Source organism: Nonomuraea sp. NPDC050227, assembly GCF_044459705.1.
In the GTDB taxonomy this organism is placed as follows: domain Bacteria; phylum Actinomycetota; class Actinomycetes; order Streptosporangiales; family Streptosporangiaceae; genus Nonomuraea.
Genome location: NZ_JBITJF010000007.1, coordinates 177,042 through 195,913 on the forward strand (window position 1 = coordinate 177,042; position 18,872 = coordinate 195,913).

The window sequence follows — 18,872 nt, forward strand, 5'->3', positions numbered from 1 at the left end:
GCCGTCCGGACGTAGACCGGCTCCCGGTCCGGCGACCGGCCACGCGCCCATGTCCCGGCGAACCCCGCCCTGCTGCCCCCGCCCCCACCAGCACCGGAAGCCCCTCCGGACGCCCCTGCCCCGCCTCCCCGCCGACCGCGCGCCATACCGCCGGAACGGGAAACCGGACGGTAATGCCTTTTCTCACCGGCTGGGCTATGGTCGGCCTTATGACGGGACCGTGCAGAGCGCCACGAGGCCCCATCGCGCTGTGTTGCGTGGTGGGCCTGGTTCTGCTGTCCCTGCTGGTCGCCGGCCCTTCCTACGCCGACGACCAGACGACCCCGCGCCCCCTGTCCGCCGGCCACGAATGGACCCCGGACAAGAGCGGCGACCGGATGCCCAGCCTGCCGCCCCAGGCGTCCAGCGGCCGTGAGCACCACGTGCTGTCGTTGTGGCCGCCGCTGCGCGGCGCGCGGCACGCCGAGGCCGCCCACCTCGCGCTGCTCCCGGCGCCCGGTTCCGACGCGGCCGCGATCCGCGACCCGCAGCAGGTCGGGCACCGCACCGCGGGCTCGCGCAGCCCGCCGCTGATCTAGCTCCCTCCCTCTTCACGAGTCGCCGCCTCCCGGCCCGCCGAGCGCGCCGCGGGGCCGGTCGTCGCGCCCGGCCTTCGCACGGCCGGGTCCACGCGTTGCCCGGTCGCCCGCGGGTTCCGCGCGTTCCGTACGGCCGGAGGTCGCCGTCGTGGCGTGCCCGCGTGCGGGACGCGCCCTTTTCTCTCGTCTTTCGCGTACGAGTTCTCCGCGTCAGAGCAAGGAGCCGATCATCGTCATGTCCGACGCCGGATCAGTCCACCAACACTCACCGCGAACATCCGCGGTGCACCGCGCCCACGTGGTGCTCGACCTGGGCACCTCACGCACCCGTTCGCTGTCCCTGGACGGGTTCGCCATCGCCGACCGTCCCTCGGCGGTCGTCGTCCCGTCGCCGGAGAGCGCGGCCGGGATCCCGGTCCGCCCGATCCGCCGGGGCATGGTCGTCGACCCGGGCGCCTGCCTGCGGCTGGTGCATCTCGTGCTGCAGGACGCCTGGCTGGCCGGCGGCCGGCCGCTGGAGCACGTGATGGCCGCGGTGCCGAGGGCCGCGACGGGCAGCGACCGTCAGGCGGTGCGCGCGGCCGTCGCCGAGGCGGCCGGCTGCCAGGTGACGCTGGTCGAGGCGCCGCTGGCCGCCGCCGCGGGCGCCGGTCTGGACGTCGCGGGGCCGGGACCGTACCTGCTGCTGGACGTGGGGGCGGGCATCGTCGAGGCCGTCGTCGTCAGCGGCGGCGCGGTCAGCGACGCGGCGGCGCTCCAGCTCAGCGCCACGACGAGCACGGGCCTGCTGCCGGACGCGCTGGACGGCGTCGTGGAGATGACCGCCGGCCTGCTGCGCCGCCAGCCGGCCCACCTCCGTCCGGCCGTCCGCGACAACGGCCTGACCGTCACCGGCGGGGGCGCGCTCCAGACGCGGCTGCTGGACCGCCTGCACACCGCCCTTCGCGCGCGGATCAACGCCGCACCGGAGCCGCAGCACGCCACCGTCCGCGGCCTGCTGCGCCTGTGCCTGCGCCCCGCGACGCCCGTCATCGCCCTCTGAACCCCCGCAATCACAGCGGAAAGGAAACCATCATGACCGACCATCTCAGCACCGTGCAGCTCCAGTCCCTGCGCCAGGACATCGACGAGCAGCTGGAGCGGCGCAGCCGCCACCTGCTGGGCCTGCAGGCCGCGGCCCAGGACGGCAACGGCGCGGACGACACCTGGCAGGAGCTGCTGGCCTCTCTCGCCACCGCCGACCGGGCCATCGCCGAGCTCACCCAGGCCCGCGACCGGCTGACGGCCGGCTCGTACGGCCGCTGCGCGCACTGCGAGGCGGGCATCCCGTTCGAACGGCTCAAGATCCGGCCGCTGGCCCGATTCTGCATCAACTGCCAGCGCCAGCACGAAGCCGCCTGACCTCCGGGACCGGCCGCCCCTCACGACGTCGGGCGGCCGGTCCACCGCCGGCGGCCGTGTGGACAGGAATATGCAGACCGGTCTAGTGTGTGCCGCATGGCGGTCAAGGGGGACGAGACGCGGGCGCGCATCATCGCGGCGGCCCGCGCGCTGGTGGAGGCGCAGGGCAGTCACGGCACCGGCCTCAACGAGGTGCTGGCGGTGGCCGGCGCGCCTCGCGGGTCGCTGTACCACCACTTCCCCGGCGGCAAGGACCAACTGGTGGGCGAGGCGCTCGCCGCCGCCGGGCGCGAGGTCGACGCCATGATCGACGATCTGGCCGGCACGCTGCCGGCCGCCCGGGACCTCGTGCCGGCCGTCCTCGACGCGCTGGCCGACAGGATGGTGGCGGCCGGGTACGCCAAGGGCTGCCCGGTGGCGACCGTGGCCCTGGAGGTCGCCTCCTCCAACGAGCAACTGCGGCGCGTCTGCGCCGGCATCTACGAAGGCTGGCAGCGCAGGCTGGCCGACGCCCTGCGCGCCGACGGGCATGCCGCGGCCGACGTCCTGCACGCAGAGAACCACGACGCGGCCGACGACACGGGCAACGACACAGCCGACGAGCTGGCGGCGACCGTGCTCGCGATGATCGAGGGCGCGCTGCTGCTGGCCCGCGCCAGCCGTTCCCGGCTGCCGGTCGAACGGGTCCGCCGCCAGGTGGTCAGGCTGCTGGCCTGAGCCGGCGGTTTTTCGTGCCCACAAAATATGCAGATCGGTCTAGAGAGGAATTGTCATGGAAGACGCCGTGGTGTTCGGCGCGACCGGCTTCATCGGCAGATGGACGGTCCTGCACCTGCTGGAACAGGGCCGCGCCGTGACGGCCGTCGTCCGCCGCGCGGACGACGGGCTGGGCCGCTGGCTGCGCGAGCGCGGCGTGCCCGGCACGCGGCTCACGGTCGTCGAGGGCGACGTCACCGCCGGGCCCGGCCTGGGGCTGAGCGCGGCCGTCGAAGGGGCGGCGGGCGTGCGGGACGTGTTCAACGCCGCCGGCGTCTACCGCTTCGGCATGGGACGCGAGGAGGCCAGGGCGGTCAACGTCGAAGGCGCGCTCAACGTGCTGAACTGGGCCGCTGCCCGTCCCGCGCTGCGCCGGCTGGTGCACGTGTCGGGCTACCGCGTCGGGCTGGACCCGCGGCCGCGCCATCCGCTCCCCGAGGCCGAGCTGGCGGCTCTGTACCGGGACAAAGGGGCGTACGAGGGCTCCAAGGCCGAGGGGGACGCCGCCGTACGGGTCGCCGCGGCGCGGCTCGGCGTGCCGCTGACCGTGGTGAACCCGAGCAGCGTCATCGGCCATTCGCTGACCGGCGAGGCCGGCCAGTACCTCGGGCTGGCCTCGCTGGTCCGCGACCTGTGGGCGGGGCGGCTGCCCGCACTGCCGGGCGGCGCCCGTACGTTCGTCCCGGTGGTGACGGTGGACCATTTCGCCCGGTTCATGGCCGCCGTGCCCGAGCACGACCCCGAGCCCGGCGGCCTGCACTGGTTGCTCGATCCCGCCACGCCCGACCTGCCCGACCTGATCCGGCTGCTCGCGGACCACCTCGGCGTACCCGCGCCGCGCATTCGCGTGCCGGCGGGCGTGATCCGCCGCCTGCCGTCCGCGCTGACCGGCGCCGAGCCCGAGACGCTGGGCTTCCTGACCGAGGACCGGTACGACACGGGCTCGGCCGACCGGGTCGCCGCGTCCGCGGGGCTCCGGCGGCCACCCGTGGAGGACGCGTTGCGCCGCTGGGCCGACCGGCTGGTCGCCGACCGCTTCGGGGCCGCTCCGGCCGCACGTCCCGGTGGTTTCCACAGCGTGGCGGGGTCGCGTACGTACGTGGCGGGTGAGCGTACGTCGCCGCGGCTGGTCCTGCTGCACGGGCTTCCGCTCGACGGCGACTCCTGGCACGGCGTGCTCGACGATCTCGACAGCACCCCGTCCGCGACCCGCCCCGAAACCGCCGCGGACCGGTTTGCCCCGCTTGCCACCGACTCCCCCGCTCCGGGCCGGTTTCCCGCGCTTGCCACCGACTCCCCTGCTCCGGGCCGGTTTCCCGCGCTTGCCACCGACTCCCCCGCTCCAGGCCGGTTTCCCGCGCTTGTCGCCGATCTGCCGGGGCTGGGGCGTTCCTCGCCGGCCGGGGGCGCGGCGGCGGACTGGCTGGCCGAGTTGCTGGAGCCCGTGCGCACCCGTCCGGTGATCGTCGCGCACTCGGCCGCCGCCGCCCCGGCGCTCCGGTACGCCGCCGCCCATCCTGGCCGGATCGCCGCCCTGATCCTGCTGTCGCCGTACTTCCTCCAGCGCCGGCCGTCCGCGCTCACCCTGCTGCTCGCGGCCCCTGCCCTCGGCAGGATGGGCCCCGACCGGCTCGCGTCCACCCTCCTCGGCCCGGCGTCCCCGTCCGAGGACGCGCGGCGGGCGGTCACCAGCGCCGCGGCGGGGCTCCGCCGTCCCGGGGTCGCCGGGCGCACTGCCCGCGCACTGCGCGCCGCGCACCGCCCCGCCGAACGCGCCGACCTCCGCAGGCTGCTCGGCGGCCCCGTCCCCGTGCATCTCGTGGCCGGCGAGCTGGACCCGCTGACCGACAGCCCCGTCCCAGTGACGGTCATCCCGGGGGCCGGGCACCACCCGCACCTCACCCACCCGGCCGCCGTCGCGGAGATCGTGCGCCAGGTCCTCCTCCGGCCTGTCGTGGACGATTGCCCTCCGCCGTCCACGCCTGAGACCATGACCGGCCCACTTCCTCACCACCTCAGGGAATCATGAGCTCCGTCACCTACACCGAGCCCGCCGAGCCCCAACCCGAGATCCCGCTCGTCGGCGGCGACGTCACCGAAGGCGTCGTACGCGTCGGCGACACCGTACGCCGCCCCGTCGGGCCCAACTCCCCGCTGGTCCACGCGCTGCTGGGGCACCTGGAGGAGGCCGGGTTCGCGGGCGCGCCGCGGTTCCTCGGCATCGACGCCGCCGGCCGCGAGGTGCTGACCTTCGTGCCCGGTGAGGTCGCCGGCCAGCCGCGGCCCGCGTGGCTGGCCGACGAGGAGCGGCTGGCCTCCGTGGGCCGGCTGATCCGGGCCTACCACGAGGCGGTGGCGGGGTTCGTCCCGCCCGACGGCGTGCGGGCGGACTTCGGGTTCACCGAGCCGCCGGGCATGCCGCCCGCACCGCCGTACCCGACGGAGCTGGTCGGGCACCTGGACTACACGCCGGACAACATCGTGTTCCGCGACGGCGTGGCGGCCGGGCTGATCGACTTCGACATCGCCAGGCCGGCCACCCGGGTCGAGGAGCTGATGAGCGCGATGTTGTACTGGGCGCCGCTGGCCGACCCGGCCGACGCCGACCCGCCCCTGCGCGGGCTGGACGTGCCGCGCCGCTGCCGCCTGCTCGCCGACGCGTACGGGATGTCCGGCGTCGACCGTTCGCGCCTGGTCGAGGTGGCCGTGCTGCGTACCCGGCGGTCGTGGTTCTCGATGCGGCAGATCGCCGAGGAGCAGGGCGGCGGCTGGGCCCGGATGTGGGAGGAGGGCGTCGGCGACCTGATCAAGCGGCGCGAGGCGTGGCTGGAGCGCCACGGCCCGGCGATCGACGCCGCGCTCACCGCCCCCTGACCGCCCCTGCCCCGGAGGCGGCGTCCGCCTACTGCCCGGGCGGCGGCAGGCGCAGGGCGAGCAGCGCGATGTCGTCGGTACGCGGCGACGGCGCCAGCGCGAGCACCTGCTCGCAGAAGTCCTGGAGCGGGCGCCGGGCCAGCGTCGCGGCGTGCCGGCGCAGCCGGGCCAGGCTGTTGTCCAGGTTGACGCCGGGCACCTCGACCAGCCCGTCGGTGTAGAGCAGCAGCGTGCTGCCCGGCGGCAGCGGCGCCAGGGCGTCGTGGCGGGTCACGTCGTCGAGATGCACGCCCAGCAGCAGCGACTGGCCCTCCTCCAGGTAGCGGGCCTGCCCGTGCGCGGTGACCAGCAGCGGCGGCAGGTGGCCGGCGCTGGTCCAGCGCAGGATCCGCGTGTCGGGGTCGCTCTCCGGCTGGGGCGGCTCGATCCTGGCCAGGATGGCCGAGGCCGTGTGGGCGTCGCTGGCCACGGCCATGACCTTGTTGAGCCGGTCGAGGATCAGGCTGGGCGACTCCTTGTGGTCGCAGGCCAGGGCGCGCAGCATGTTGCGGAGCTGGGCCATCTGCCCGGCGGCCTCCAGGTCGTGGCCGGCGACGTCGCCGATGGCCAGCGCGGTGACGCCGTCGGGGAGCACGAACGCGTCGTACCAGTCGCCGCCCACCTGGGAGCCGGCCGGGGCCGCCAGGTAGCGGGCGGCGAGCTGCAGGTGATCGACCTGGGGCAGCGCGGTCAGCAGGTGGCGCTGCATGGTGTCGACGATGTCGCGCTGCTGGCCGAACAGGCAGGCGTTGTCGGCGGCCAGCGCCGCGGTGCGGGCGATGTCGGCCACCAGCTCCACGTCGGCCTCCGTGTACGGCCGCGCCGGGTCGGTGCGCGCCACCGTCAGCGCGCCCAGCACGCGGCGCGGCGTGCGCAGCGGCGCCACGATCGCCGACGAGCCGCCCAGCACGTTGAACAGGGAGTCGTGGGCGGCGGCCAGCGGCCCGTCGGGCGGCGCGGCGATCTGCTCGGGCCCCAGCAGCAGGGCCTGCTCCCCGCGCAGCACCCGAACCAGCGCCGACCGCGAGGGGCCCTTCGGCAACGACGGCAGCTCGGCGAACCACGAGGGGTCCACCGGCGTGACCCCGGCGCAGGCCATGGCCAGGCGGCGCAGCTCGCGCGGCCCGAGGAACATGTCCACCGCCGCCCAGTCGGCCAGGCGCGGCACCAGCAGCCGGCCGAGCCGCGTCATCGCCTCGCGCACGTCCAGCGTCTGGGTGAGGACGGTGCTGATCTCGGTCAGCAGGCGGAACTGCTCGGTCAGCTTCTGGGCGCGGACGAGCTCTTCGGCCTGCCGGCCGGCCGCGTCGAGGCGTTCGACGACGTCGATGAAGACCACGACGACGCCGGCCGGCTCGCCGTCGTGATGGATGGGCGAGGCCAGCCAGGCGACCGGGAGCAGCCGGCCGCCGGCGGTGGCGAAGGTGGCGAACTCGCTGCGTACGGACCGGTCCTGCCGGCACACCGTCACCAGCTCGCAGCCGGAGCGGGGCGGGAGGCTGCCGTCGAGGCGGCGGTGCAGCTTCTGGTGCGCGTCGGCGCCGCGCAGCTCGTCGGCGGGAAAGCCGAGCAGGGCCGTCGCCCCCGGGTTGACCCACGTGATGCGGCCGGCGAGATCGGTGAGGTAGATGCCCATGCCCGTGCCGTCGAAGGCCGCCCGCAGCAGCCACTCCGCCGGCTGGGCGCCGGAACCGGAGCCGTCCGGCCGGTGTTCGGCGTCGCCCCCATCAGCCATCATCACACTACGTTATCGGATGATTACTGACATGCCGACCTCGTGTACCCCGGAACGTGCCGGGCCGGTGCCGGCCGGGCTAGGACCAGGGGAAGGCGCCGCCGGCCATGGTGCTGCTGAGGCGGCGATCGGCGGCGCCGGGGGTCTCCGAGGGCACCAGCATGCGCAGCCGCAGCCGCGAGCCGAGGCCGGTCCGCTCCAGCGCGACCGAGTCGCACAGCTGCTGGATCACCCACAGGCCGAAGCCGTGGGACGCGGTCGGGTCGACGCCCGCGGTGTCGAGGTGGTCGGCGGTCAGGCGGCCCGCGGTGTCCAGGATCTCCACGCAGACGCCGATCGGGTCCCGGGTCGCGGTGACCAGGCCGGCCGAGCCGCCGTGGTCGAGGACGTTGGTGACGGCCTCGTTCACCGCGAGCACCAGGTCCTCCAGCCGCTCGCCGGACAGTCCGCTGTGGTGGCCGTGGATGCGCACCAGGTCGCGGATGAACGCCAGATCGGCGCTGATGGGACAGCGCAGCTCGAACTCCACAAGCATGATCGTCTCGTCTGTCGGAGGTCGGGAAGGGGTACGCCGGCCCCTTTCAGCTTTCCCGTCGAGCGATCGTCAAACGCGCCGGCCGCTCGCCGTCGAGCTCCCGGGACGGCTCACGGGATGACGGCCTGGGCGAGGGCGATGCCGCACCAGGCCGCTCCCAGGCCGGCCGCGATGCCGGCCACGGCGTTGAGCGCGGCGTAGGTGCGGGCGCCGTTCTGCAGCAGCCGCAGGGTCTCGTAACCGAAGGTGGAGTACGTGGTCAGCGCCCCGCACAGGCCCGTGCCCAGCAGGGCCTGCGCCGCGCCGGTGGCGGGCAGCGCCAGCAGGAAGCCGAGCAGCGCCGAGCCCGTCACGTTCACGGTGAAGGTGCCCCACGGGAACAGGCTGTCGTGCCGGGCCTGGACGGCGCGGTCGATCAGGTAGCGGGCGGGCGCGCCCACGGCGGCCCCCAGCACCACCAGCAGCAACGACGTCACGGACGCCTCCCGCCGCGCGGAGCCCGCGCGGCCCGGTCGGGCACGGTCTCGGCGGGAATGGTTTCCACGGGACCGGTCTCGGCGGGAGTGGCGAACCGGCCGAACAGCCCGCGGCCGAGCACCTGGCCCAGGAAGACCGCGGCCAGCGCCATGACCAGCGTGACCGCCAGGTAGGCGAGCGCCGTGCGCGGCTGCCCCGCGGCCAGCGCCCCGTGGGCGTCGGCGATGGAGGTGGAGAACGTGGTGAACCCGCCCAGCACCCCCACCCCCAGGAACGGCCGGGTCAGCGGGTGAGCCTGCCAGACCTCGGTGATGGCCACCATCAGCAGCCCGATCAGCAGGCAGCCGGTGACGTTGACGGCCAGCGTCGGCCAGGCGAACCCGCCGGGCGGCACCGGGAAGGCGGTCAGGACGGCGTAGCGGGCGAGCGCGCCCAGCACGCCGCCGGCCGCGATGACGGCCAGCGTGGCGACCGGGGCGCGGGCCAGCTCGCCGCGCTGGGCGGGCACGTGGAGGTCGACGTCGGGATCGACCGCGGCCCGCGGATCGACCTGCGCGCCGGCGCCTCCGGCGGCATGCGCGCCACCGACCTCCACCCCTTCGGCGGCGTGCGGGGATCCGGTCTCGGCCCCTTCGGCGGCGGCGTGCGCGCGGCCGGGTTCGGGTTCGGGGGGACGAGCTTGGGTCATGAGGCATCTCCTACCAGCACATGAGCGTGGCACATCTCTGGCAGGGACCGTTGGCGGCGACACCGCGGTTACCCCCGGACGGGCGGGAGGCGGCGGGCCCCACCGCCGCGGCTCCCGGCGCGGGAAGCCGCCCCCATCATACCGGCGACCACCCCACACCCCACCGCCGAGAGGTGTCCCCCACGGGCAACCCGCCCCCGGCGTCAACCGCTGAGCGACAACCAGACGCGGTCGGGCAGGACGCGGGCCGCCTCGTCCAGGTCGATGTCCGGCGCGCCCGCCAGCCACCGTCTGCTCACCTCGGCCACCGGCCCGATCAGCAGCATCTCCACCTGCGCCGCCGGCAGCCGCGCCACCGTCCCCTCCGCCATGCGCGCGCCGATCCAGGCGTTCAGCCTGCCCAGCCGGGACGCCTTGGCCGCGGCGATGCGCTCGGCGTACGGGCCGAGGTCCAGCGCGTACGGCGCCGCATGGATGAAGCGGGCCTTGTCCGGGTGCGAAGCGGTGAAGCCGAGGTAGGCCGTCACGGCGCGGCGCACGCCGTCACGGGCGTCGGCGGTCTGCTCGGTGACGGCGACCAGCGTGTCGAGCAGCTCGTCCATGCACCGGCTGTACAGCGCGGCGGCCAGCCCTTCCAGGCTGCCGAAGTGGTGGTAGACGCTGCCCATGCTGACGCCGCTGCGCGTGGTCACCGCCCGGAGGGTGAAGTCGGATGGGTAGACCTCCAGGGCGGTGTCCAGGAGCCTGCGCACGGTCTCCTCGCTGCGCCGGTGCCGGGTCATCGCACCGCGGCCAGCGCCTCGGCCTCGTCCCAGACGCGCCGGGCCAGGTCGGCGTCCAGCGCCGGGCCCTGCAACGGGACCTGGCGGTCCTGGTCGAAGTACCGGCCGGTGCCGGCGGCCTCGGCCAGGGAGACGACGTGCCGCGCGCCTTCCTCGGGCGCGGCCCAGCTGCGCTTGGCGGCCTTGAGCAGCCAGCCGAGCGGGCCGCGGCGGTCGCCGAGCCCGGTGCGGATGACGCCGGGGTGCACGGCGTCGATCGTGATCCCGGCCGTCCGCCAGCGTTCGGCGAACAGTGGCACGGTCAGCAGGTTGCACAGCTTGGTGTCGGCGTACGTGCGCATCGGCGAGAAGGCGGCGCCCACGGCCGTGCGTCCGGGTTCGGCCCAGCCCTTGACGTACAGGCCGGCGGTGACCTGCACCACGCGTCCGAGCCGGTCCTCCAGCAGGTGGTTGAGCAGGAACGGCGCCAGGTGGTTGACCGCGAACGACTCCTCCAGCCCGTCCTCGGTCAGGACGCGGCGGGCGGGCCAGAGGCCGGCGTTGTGGACGAGCACGTCAATGCGCGGGCAGCGGTCCAGCAGGTCGCCGGCCAGCCGCCGGACCGACTCGGCCGTGGTGAGGTCGCCCGCCACGGCCTGGACGTCGCCCCCGATCCGCGCGGCGGCCTGCCGGCCCCGATCCGCGTCCCGCGCGACCAGCAGCACCGTGTGCCCGTCGCCGGCCAGCCGTTCGCACACCGCGTACCCGATGCCCCGGTTGCCGCCGGTCACCACCATGATCGACATATCAGAGCATTTTTCTAGAGAAATGATCTAATTTCAAGAAGATGGCCGGTCCGGCTTGACCTGGAGTTCGCTCCAGCCCCCAGACTCCCGTTCCGGGGCCTCGTACAGAACGTGACGAACTGGGGAGACAGCATGAAGTACCGGACGATCGGCACGAACCCGGACACCCGCCGCGAGGTGAGCGCGCTCGCCCTCGGGGCGATGTTGTTCGGCTCGGTGACCGACGAGAAGACGTCGTTCGCCATCCTCGACCGCTACGCCGAGGCCGGCGGGACGTTCATCGACACGTCCGACAACTACGCCTTCTGGGTGGACGGCGGCCAGGGCGGGCAGAGCGAGGAGCTGCTCGGCCGCTGGCGGCGCAGCAGCGGCGCCGGGGACGAGATCGTGATCGCCACCAAGCTGGGTGCGCGGCCGCTCGCGCCGGGCACCAGCTACGTCGACAACGCCGAGGGTCTGTCCGCCAGGATCATCAGGGAGTCGGCCGAGCGCAGCCGCGAACGTCTCGGCGTGGACCGCATCGACCTGCTCTACGCCCACATCGAGGACCGCACGGTGGAGGTGGCCGAGACCGTCGAGGGCTTCGGCGCCCTGGTGGCCGAGGGCACGGTCGGCCTGCTCGGGGCGAGCAACCACGCGATCTGGCGGGTGGAGCGGGCCCGCGCCCTGGCCGCCGCCTCGGGGGTGGCCGGGTACGAGGTGCTGCAGTACCAGCACAGCCTGCTGCGCCCGCGCTTCGACGTGCCGGAGTCGATCTTCCAGGACGGCAGCCTCGGCCACGCCGGAGCCGAGCTGCTGAGCTACCTGCGCGCCGAGCCCGCCCTCACCCTGGTCGCCTACTCGCCGCTGCTCGGCGGGGCCTACACCCGGCAGGACAAGCAGGTGCCGCCGGACTACGACCACCCCGGCACCCCGGCCCGCATGGCGGTGCTGCGCGAGGTCGCGAAGGAGTGCGGGGCGAGCCTGAACCAGGTGGTGCTGGCCTGGCAGATCGGCTCGGCGTTCCCGGTGATCCCGCTGGTCGGGGCGTCGTCGGTGGCCCAGCTTGAGGAGAGCCTGGCCGCCGTGGACCTGGAGCTGACCGACGACCAGCGCGCCCGCCTGGACGCCGCCCACTGAAACCCCGCCCGCCCGATGCCGCGGAGGGCTCGGGGCAGCGGCCGGGACGCCGCGCCTGAGCCCGATTCGCCCGGGTAAGGATGGGGCTCATGTTCATCAAAGCGTGTCTGAACGGAAGCCGGGCGGCGGGCGAGCACCCCCGGCTGCCCCTGACGCCCGCCGAGCTGGCCGCCGACGCCGTGGCCGTGCGGCGGGCGGGGGCGGGGGCGGTGCACGTCCATCCGCGGGACGCGGCGGGGCACGAGTCGCTGGCCGCCGCCGACGTCGGGGCGGCGACGTCGGCCGTCAGGGCGGCGACGCCTGGGCTGCCCGTGGGCGTGTCCACCGGCCTGTGGATCACGGGCGGCGACGCCGCGGCCCGCCTGGACGCGGTGACCGCCTGGGCGCAGCTGCCCGCCGGCGCCCGTCCGGACTTCGCCTCGGTGAACCTGTCGGAGCCGGGGTTCGGCGAGCTGGCGCGGACGTTGCTGGCGGCCGGGATCGGGGTCGAGGCGGGGGTGTGGACGCCGGCCGACGCCGCGACGCTGACCGCCTCGGGCCTGGCCGGACGCATGACGCGCATCCTCGTCGAGGTGATCGACGCGCCGTCCGAGGAGGCCGTCCCCCGGGCTGCGGCCATTCTGGACCGCCTGGACGGGTCGCCCGCCCCCCGCCTGCTGCACGGCGAGGGGCCGGCGACGTGGCCGCTCGTGGCGGAGGCCGTACGGCGGGGCCTCGCCACCCGGATCGGCCTGGAGGACACGCTGCTCGACCCGGACGGCGGCCCGGCCGAGGACAACGCCGCCCTCGTCGGCCACGTCCTGGCCATCGCCCGCCCCGGCGGGTAGAAGGCGGCGCGCCGGGCGGTAGGGACAGCCCCCGCATGAGGGTGGGTGGTGCCGTGACTGTGGCGAAGCCGCCGATTCGCCACAGTCGGGACATGGCTTGATCGACGCGACAAGGAGTCCCGATGCCTTCCTCCGCCGCCCGGCGCGCACTCGCCCTGCTCGTGATCGTCCCGCTGGCGCTCGCACCGATGGCTCCGGCGTTCGCCGCCGAGCGGGCGCCGTCGGTGCAGTCGCGGCTGGACGCCCTCACCGCCTCCCCCGACGTGCCCGGCGCCGTGGCCTACATCCGCCACCCGGACGGCCGGACCACGACGGTCGTCTCCGGCACCGCGCGGCGCGGCACGAAGCAGCCCATGCCCGGCGCCGACGGCCGGTTCAGGATCGCCAGCGTGAGCAAGTCGATCATCGCGGCCACTGTGCTGAAGCTGGCCGACCAGGGCAAGGTGAACCTGGACGAGCCGGTCGAGACGTACCTGCCGGGGGTCATCCGCGGCAAGGGCATCGACGGACGGGACATCACCGTGAAGATGCTCCTGCAGCAGACCAGCGGCCTGCCGGACTTCACCCCCGTCGCCGACTGGTCGAAGATCGGCAAGCAGGACCTGCTCAAGCTGGCCCTCTCCCTCGAACCGACGCCGCGCGGCCGGTTCGCCTACTCCAACACCAACTACATGGTCCTCGGCCTGGTCGCGCAGGCGGTGACCGGGCGCGACTTCCGCGTGGTCAGCCGCGACCTGGTGCTGAAGCCGCTGGGCATGCGGGACACGTACTGGCCGGCCGAGGGCGAGACCGGCATCCGCGGCCCGCACGCGCACACCTACGGCGTGCACCCGCTGCACCCGAAGGACGGCGTCGTCGACGTGACCCGGCTGCCCGGCCACGCGTTCGGCGCCAGCGGCGGGCTGGTCTCGACGCCGCGCGACCTGAGCGCGTTCTGGCGGGCGCAGTCCGTCAAATCCGGTTCGTACGTCGACGTCGACCGGCCCGGCTGGCCCAAGGGCGCCCGCTACGGCTACGGCGTCATGGAGATCCCGCTGAGCTGCGGCGGCAAGTTGTGGGGGCACGGCGGCGACGTCCCGGGCGTGTCCACCTTCAGCGGCCGCGACCGCGACGGCCGCACGGTCACCGTCTACGCCACGGGCTCGGCCAACGGCGGCAAGGCCCGCGATCTCCTGATCGCCGCCTTCGACACCGCCCTGTGCACCCGCTGACCGGCCCCGCGCGCCGGCTAGGCGGACCGCCGGCTCAGCACTGGATCGGCGACCAGCCGGGCCCACGGTAGCCCGCCCCCTTCGGGAACGTGCCGCCGCCCCCGTCGCGACGTGGGTCAGCGGTTCATGTCGCGGCGCAGGGCCGGGAGCCGGGGCTCGTCGTCGGTCCAGGCGGCCGTCCTGATCGCCTCGTACGAGCGGTCCTGGCCGATCGTCGACTCCAGGGCCAGCGGCAGGCCGGTGGCGGTGTCCACGACGAACCGGTATCGCTCACCCGGCCCGGCCGGCCGGCTGACCGCCTGGCCCTTGCGGCCGAGCGGGTCGGTGGCCTCGCTCTCCGCGCTCGCCCCCGGGAGCGCGGCCAGCATGCGGTACGTCGCCGCCCGCACCTCCGGCGAGGTCGGGAAGTTCATGACGAGCCGCACGCCGGTCTCGAAGAGCTGGGCGTTCATGTCCACCCGCTCCTTGCCGTACCCCTTGGACACGACGCGTTCGAGGGTGTCGCGCAGCCCTTCCGGGGTGGTCGGCAGGGCGTTCAGGGTGGCGGGCGTCATGGGTGTGCCCAGCAGGGTGAGCGTCTTGCCGCTGTCGTCGCGTACGGCGTCGCGCTCGCCGGGGCCGGTCTGCAGCTTCACCGGGGGCGTGCCCCCGCTCAGGGTCCAGGTCCGGGGGGAGCCGGCGGCGCGCCAGGCCGTCTCGTCCTCGGGCGTCGCCGGCTCGGCGCCGAGGTCCTGGCGGATCACCCAGGTGGGGCGGTCGGCCGCCTTGGGGAGCCAGAGCTCGATCGAGCGGGTGGTCTTGAGGGTGTAGTGGCCGCCGGGCGCGCGTTCGTACCGGCCGACGACGCCGTCGCGCCTCCAGTACGCGCCGTCGCCCGCGACGGGGGTGACCGAGCCGGCGGCGGCCAGCAGGATGTCACCGGCCGAGAGCCGGGCGGGCGCCGCGGATGCCGCGGATGCCGCGGGTGTCGAAGGCGTCGAGGGGGCGGTGAGGAAGGTGGCGGCCACGGTGACGGCGGCCGCCCCGGCCAGGCTCGCCCCCACGAGCGGCCAGCGCCGCCGGCCCCTCCCGCCGTCCGGCAGCGCCCGCAGCGCCGGACGCCGCTCCTCCCCGCGGACGCCGGCGTCCATGGGGGAGGCGTAGGCGTCGGCGAGGCGGGCGCGGCCGTCGGCCAGCACCTCGGGGGTGGGGGGCGGGGCCGCGTAAAGGTCGCGGATCAGGGTCAGGTCCTGGTTCAGGTCATCCACGAGAGTCTCCAAGCAGGGGATTGACGCCGCCCAGGGCGGCGCGAAGCTTCCTTCTGATGCGGTTCAGCCGGGAACCGACCGTTCCCGACGGGATGTCGAGGGCCTGGCCGATCTCCTGGTAGCTGAGGTCGGCCAGCGCCAGGAGCAGCAGGACGTCGCGGTCGGCGTCCGGCATCGCCTGCAGGGCCGCCACCAGGTCGTCCTTGACGCCCGCCGCCGCCAGCCGCCCGGCGACCAGGTCCTCGTGCCCGTCCTCGGCCTGTTCGCCGGTGAGCGTCCCTTCCGGCGCCCGTTGCATCGCCTGCAACCGGCGCAGCTCGCTCCGGCGGTGCTGGGCGACGACGTTGGTGGCGATGCCGTACAACCAGCCGCGGACCACGCCACGGCCGGAGTCGAAACCGGCCCGGCCGTGGAAGGCGGCCAGGAAGATCTCCGCGGTGAGGTCGTCGGCGGCCTGGGTGCCGAGGCGGCCGGCGACGTACCGGTGGATCTCGGGAAAGTAGCGGTCGTAGAGCACCCCGAACCGCTCGGGGAGGCGCAGGGACTCGGCGATCGCCTGCTCGTCCTCGACCGTCATGGTTTGTGTCACACCCCTACTTGGCGGGAGCGCCCGTCCTTCTTCACGCCCCCTCAGCCCGTGAAGAGGGGGCGGGCATTCCGCCAAGAAGACATGTGATCCTCAGAACGACAGCGGTCTCAGTGACCATCGCGCTCCTCGGAGCCGTCCCTTCCGGCCTGCCGGCCCCGCCGGGCGGCCCCGCCCGTACCGTGACGCTGATCACGGGAGACCGGGTGAGTCTCGTCGCCGACGGCGTGCGCGTCGCGCCGGGCAAGGGCCGTACGGGCGTCGTCTTCAGCACGGAGAAGATCGGCGACCGGCTCCGCGTCGTGCCCGGCGACGCCGTCCCCCTGCTGGCCGCCGGTCGGCTCGACCCCCGCCTGTTCGACGTGACGACCCTGCTGGAGTACGCCCCCGGCGCCCTGCCCCTCATCGTCGCGGGCCCGGACGCCGCCCGCCGGCCAGGCCTGGCCGCCCATGGCATGGCGGTGACCCGCGACCTGCCCGCCGTGAACGGCGCCGCCGTACGGTTCGACGCCGCCGCCGGCTCCTGGCCGGACCTCAGGGCCTCGCTCGCCTCCGGCACGGGAAAGATCTGGCTCGACGGCCGGGCGACCCTGTCGCTGGACGCCAGCGCCAAGCAGATCGGCGCCCCCTCCGCCTGGGAGAAGGGCTACACGGGCGCCGGGGTGAAGGTCGCCGTCCTGGACTCCGGCATCGACGACACCCACCCCGACCTGGCCGGCAAGGTGGCGGCCCGCCGGAACTTCACCGGCACGGACACCGCGGCCGACCTCACCGGGCACGGCACCCATGTGGCCTCGACCATCGCCGGGACCGGCGAGCGTTACCGCGGTGTCGCGCCGGGCGCCGCCCTGCTGGACGCCAAGGTGTGCGCCGACCGCTGGTGCGCGGAGTCGGCGATCCTGGCCGGCATGCAGTGGGCCGCCGAGCAGGGGGCCAAGGTGGCCAACCTCAGCCTCGGCTCGCCGGACGCCCCCGGCCTGGACCCGCTGGAGGAGGCCGTCCGGACGCTGACCGAGCGGTACGGCGTGCTGTTCGTCGTGGCCGCCGGCAACTACGGCAAGCCGGGCACCGTCGCCTCGCCCTCCACCGCGGACGCGGCCCTGTCGGTCGGCGCGGTGGACCGTGCCGACCGCCTGGCCGTCTTCTCCAGCGCCGGTCCCCGCGTGGGCGACTCGGCGTTGAAGCCCGACATCACCGCGCCGGGCGTCGCCATCCGCGCCGCGCGTGGCAAGGACTCCCCCGGCGACGGCCCGTACGTCGAGATGTCGGGCACCTCCATGGCGGCCCCGCACGCCGCCGGGTCGGCCGCGATCCTGGCCGGGCTGCGCCCGGACTGGACGCCCGAGCAGCTCAAGGCCGCCCTCATGGCCACTGCCCGGCCGCAGCCCGGCACGGGGATCTACGCCCAGGGCGCGGGCCGCCTCGACGTGGGCCGCGCGATCGGCCAGACGGTGACCGCCTCCCCCGCGTCGGTCAGCTTCGGCGTGCTCGCCTGGCCGCACGACGACGACGAGCCGGTCACCAGGAAGCTGGCCTACCGCAACGACGGTCCTGAGCCGGTGACGCTGCGCCTGTCGGCGCGGGCCGGCGCGGACGTGTTCGAGGTGTCGCCCGGCACGCTGACCGTCCCCGCGGGCGGCCGGGCGGAGGCGACCGTCACCGCCGACACCCGGGGCGACGTGGCCGACGGGCCGCTCGGCGGCTACCTGGAGGCCACCGCCGAGGACGGCACGACCGTGAGCACGCCGCTCGCCGTGGTCAAGGAGGTCGAGAGCTACGACCTGACCCTCGACCGGCCGGGCGCCGCGGACGCGCTGACCACCCTCTACCGGACCGACGTCGACCGGAAGGACTGGAACCCGGTCACCGTCCAGCCTGGCGGCAGGGTCACGCTGCGGCTGGCCAAGGGCACCTACGTCGTCGACAGCCGGTCCACGGACGGCGAGGGTCTGACCATGCTCGTCCATCCCGGCCTGCGCCTGGACCGGGATCAGTCCCTGCGGCTGGACCCGGCTCAGGCGCGGCCGGTGTCCATCGCGCCGCCCGACCCGGCGGCCAGGCACCTGATGACCGAGGTGACCTACAGCGGGCGCACGCGGGACGGTTCCCCCTACTACCTGGGCGCGGAGGCCACCATGTTTGACGCCGCGCCGGGCATCCGCACCGCGCAGGTCGGGGCCGGCCGGTACGACCTGCTGACCAAGGTCGCCGGCCAGTGGGCGGTGCCGGGCCCGGACGGCGACCTGGCGGGCAGCGCTCAGGCGTACCGGCTGGCGTGGTTCGTCCAGGGCCAGGTGCCGACCGGCTTCAGCCGCCGGGTCGGGCGCGCGGACCTGGCCACGATCCGCAGGGACTACGGCGCGCCGGCGGCCGGCGCGGACGCGAGCGCCGCGAGCGCCGCCTGGCCCGCGGAGGGACGGTTCTTCAGCGTCATGTTCGTGACCGACTTCCGGCCCCCCTTCACGCACACCGAGTACGTCAACACCGGCGGCGGTCTCCGCTGGCGGAACATGTACACGGAGACGGGCCCGACCTGGGGAGCCGACCTGATCTCGACCGCCCGCAGGTACGAGGCGGGACACGCCTACGACGAGACCTGGAACCGCGGCGTCTTCGGTCCCGCGCCGGTCACCGAGGAGGGCGCTCCTCCCGTCTCCCGCGCGGGCGACGTGATCTCCGCGTTCCCCTTGCTGTACGCCGACGGGGCCGGTCATCCGGGGATGTCGAGCGTGTCCGGGGCGCGGATCGCCCTCTACCGGGACGGCGAGCTGGTGGCGGAGGAGCCCGCTCCGGGGGCGCGGTTCGGCGTGCCGGCCGGGGAGGCGGCCTACCGGCTGGAGGTGACGGCCGAGCGCGGCCCGGAGCTGCTCTCCACCCGTACGGCGGTCGCCTGGACGTTCCGCTCGGCCGGTGGCCGGGACGGCGCGCTGCCGCTGCCGGTCGTGGTCTTCTCGCCCCCGCTGGACCCGGCGAGCGGCGCGCCCGCCGGCCGGGCGTTCGCGGTGCCGGTGTCCGTGCGCGGGCAGGCGGGGGCGGCGCGGGAGCCGGCCGTGGAGGTCTCCTACGACGACGGCCGCACCTGGCGGGCGGCGAAGGTCGCGGGCGGCGCCGTACGGCTGCGCCATCCGGCCGGGGCGGGCTTCGTCTCCCTGCGCGCCCGCGCCGCCGACACCGGAGGCAACACCGTGGAGCAGACGGTGATCCGCGCCTACCGGATCGGGTGACCCGCCGG

Annotated in this window: 18 protein-coding genes; 10 read left to right on the plus strand and 8 right to left on the minus strand. The window is 75.0% G+C overall.

Annotation, left to right across the window (positions count from 1 at the left end; genetic code table 11):
• Positions 1–257 precede the first annotated feature (257 nt).
• From ACIBK9_RS27385 to ACIBK9_RS27410, 6 genes are all read left to right on the plus strand, one after another.
• Complete coding sequence (locus tag ACIBK9_RS27385; protein WP_352325705.1) at positions 258–578, plus strand: hypothetical protein; 321 nt, start codon at positions 258–260, stop codon at positions 576–578.
• A gap of 283 nt (positions 579–861) precedes the next feature.
• Entirely contained in the window at positions 862–1,620 is a 759-nt protein-coding gene (locus tag ACIBK9_RS27390) for a rod shape-determining protein (protein ID WP_397161815.1), read from the plus strand.
• A 32-nt stretch (positions 1,621–1,652) separates the two neighbouring features.
• A complete protein-coding gene (locus tag ACIBK9_RS27395) occupies positions 1,653–1,979 on the plus strand; it encodes a TraR/DksA C4-type zinc finger protein (RefSeq protein WP_358294910.1) in 327 nt (108 codons plus the stop codon).
• 96 nt (positions 1,980–2,075) lie between these two features.
• Positions 2,076–2,696 carry a TetR family transcriptional regulator gene (locus ACIBK9_RS27400; RefSeq protein ID WP_397161816.1) on the plus strand — a complete coding sequence of 207 codons (621 nt, stop codon included), beginning with the start codon at positions 2,076–2,078 and terminating at the stop codon, positions 2,694–2,696.
• A gap of 55 nt (positions 2,697–2,751) precedes the next feature.
• Positions 2,752–4,764: an alpha/beta fold hydrolase gene (locus ACIBK9_RS27405; protein ID WP_397161817.1), complete on the plus strand. Its 2,013-nt coding sequence runs from the start codon at positions 2,752–2,754 to the stop codon at positions 4,762–4,764.
• On the plus strand, positions 4,761–5,609 hold the full coding sequence (locus tag ACIBK9_RS27410; RefSeq protein WP_358294916.1) for a phosphotransferase: 849 nt from the start codon (positions 4,761–4,763) through the stop codon (positions 5,607–5,609). The genes ACIBK9_RS27405 and ACIBK9_RS27410 overlap by 4 nt, the downstream gene beginning before the upstream one ends.
• Positions 5,610–5,637: 28 nt before the next feature.
• Here the strand turns inward: ACIBK9_RS27410 and ACIBK9_RS27415 are convergent, their stop codons facing one another.
• The 6 genes from ACIBK9_RS27415 to ACIBK9_RS27440 all read right to left on the minus strand — a co-directional run bounded on the left by ACIBK9_RS27415 (position 5,638) and on the right by ACIBK9_RS27440 (position 10,650).
• Complete coding sequence (locus ACIBK9_RS27415; RefSeq protein WP_397161818.1) at positions 5,638–7,386, minus strand: SpoIIE family protein phosphatase; 1,749 nt, start codon at positions 7,384–7,386, stop codon at positions 5,638–5,640.
• A gap of 76 nt (positions 7,387–7,462) precedes the next feature.
• Positions 7,463–7,918: an ATP-binding protein gene (locus ACIBK9_RS27420; RefSeq protein ID WP_397161819.1), complete on the minus strand. Its 456-nt coding sequence runs from the start codon at positions 7,916–7,918 to the stop codon at positions 7,463–7,465.
• Between the two features lie 110 nt (positions 7,919–8,028).
• Complete coding sequence (crcB, locus tag ACIBK9_RS27425) at positions 8,029–8,394, minus strand: fluoride efflux transporter CrcB (RefSeq protein WP_397161820.1); 366 nt, start codon at positions 8,392–8,394, stop codon at positions 8,029–8,031.
• A complete protein-coding gene (locus ACIBK9_RS27430; protein WP_397161821.1) occupies positions 8,391–9,083 on the minus strand; it encodes a fluoride efflux transporter FluC in 693 nt (230 codons plus the stop codon). The genes crcB and ACIBK9_RS27430 overlap by 4 nt, the downstream gene beginning before the upstream one ends.
• A 203-nt stretch (positions 9,084–9,286) precedes the next feature.
• Complete coding sequence (locus tag ACIBK9_RS27435; protein WP_397161822.1) at positions 9,287–9,865, minus strand: TetR/AcrR family transcriptional regulator; 579 nt, start codon at positions 9,863–9,865, stop codon at positions 9,287–9,289.
• A complete protein-coding gene (locus tag ACIBK9_RS27440; RefSeq protein WP_397161823.1) occupies positions 9,862–10,650 on the minus strand; it encodes an SDR family NAD(P)-dependent oxidoreductase in 789 nt (262 codons plus the stop codon). The genes ACIBK9_RS27435 and ACIBK9_RS27440 overlap by 4 nt, the downstream gene beginning before the upstream one ends.
• A gap of 132 nt (positions 10,651–10,782) precedes the next feature.
• Between ACIBK9_RS27440 and ACIBK9_RS27445 the strand changes: the two genes are divergently transcribed.
• The 3 genes from ACIBK9_RS27445 (at position 10,783) to ACIBK9_RS27455 (ending at position 13,807) form a co-directional block, all read left to right on the plus strand.
• On the plus strand, positions 10,783–11,769 hold the full coding sequence (locus ACIBK9_RS27445) for an aldo/keto reductase (protein WP_397161824.1): 987 nt from the start codon (positions 10,783–10,785) through the stop codon (positions 11,767–11,769).
• A gap of 89 nt (positions 11,770–11,858) precedes the next feature.
• Positions 11,859–12,596: a 3-keto-5-aminohexanoate cleavage protein gene (locus ACIBK9_RS27450; RefSeq protein ID WP_397161825.1), complete on the plus strand. Its 738-nt coding sequence runs from the start codon at positions 11,859–11,861 to the stop codon at positions 12,594–12,596.
• Positions 12,597–12,718: 122 nt separating this feature from the next.
• Entirely contained in the window at positions 12,719–13,807 is a 1,089-nt protein-coding gene (locus ACIBK9_RS27455) for a serine hydrolase domain-containing protein (RefSeq protein ID WP_397161826.1), read from the plus strand.
• 116 nt (positions 13,808–13,923) lie between these two features.
• Here the strand turns inward: ACIBK9_RS27455 and ACIBK9_RS27460 are convergent, their stop codons facing one another.
• A complete protein-coding gene (locus tag ACIBK9_RS27460; protein WP_397161827.1) occupies positions 13,924–15,054 on the minus strand; it encodes a CU044_5270 family protein in 1,131 nt (376 codons plus the stop codon).
• Complete coding sequence (locus ACIBK9_RS27465; protein ID WP_397161828.1) at positions 15,047–15,631, minus strand: RNA polymerase sigma factor; 585 nt, start codon at positions 15,629–15,631, stop codon at positions 15,047–15,049. The genes ACIBK9_RS27460 and ACIBK9_RS27465 overlap by 8 nt, the downstream gene beginning before the upstream one ends.
• A 122-nt stretch (positions 15,632–15,753) precedes the next feature.
• Here ACIBK9_RS27465 and ACIBK9_RS27470 point away from each other — a divergent pair, with 122 nt between their 5' ends.
• Positions 15,754–18,864, plus strand: a complete 3,111-nt coding sequence (locus ACIBK9_RS27470; RefSeq protein ID WP_397161829.1) for a S8 family serine peptidase — start codon at positions 15,754–15,756, stop codon at positions 18,862–18,864.
• Positions 18,865–18,872: the final 8 nt, after the last annotated feature.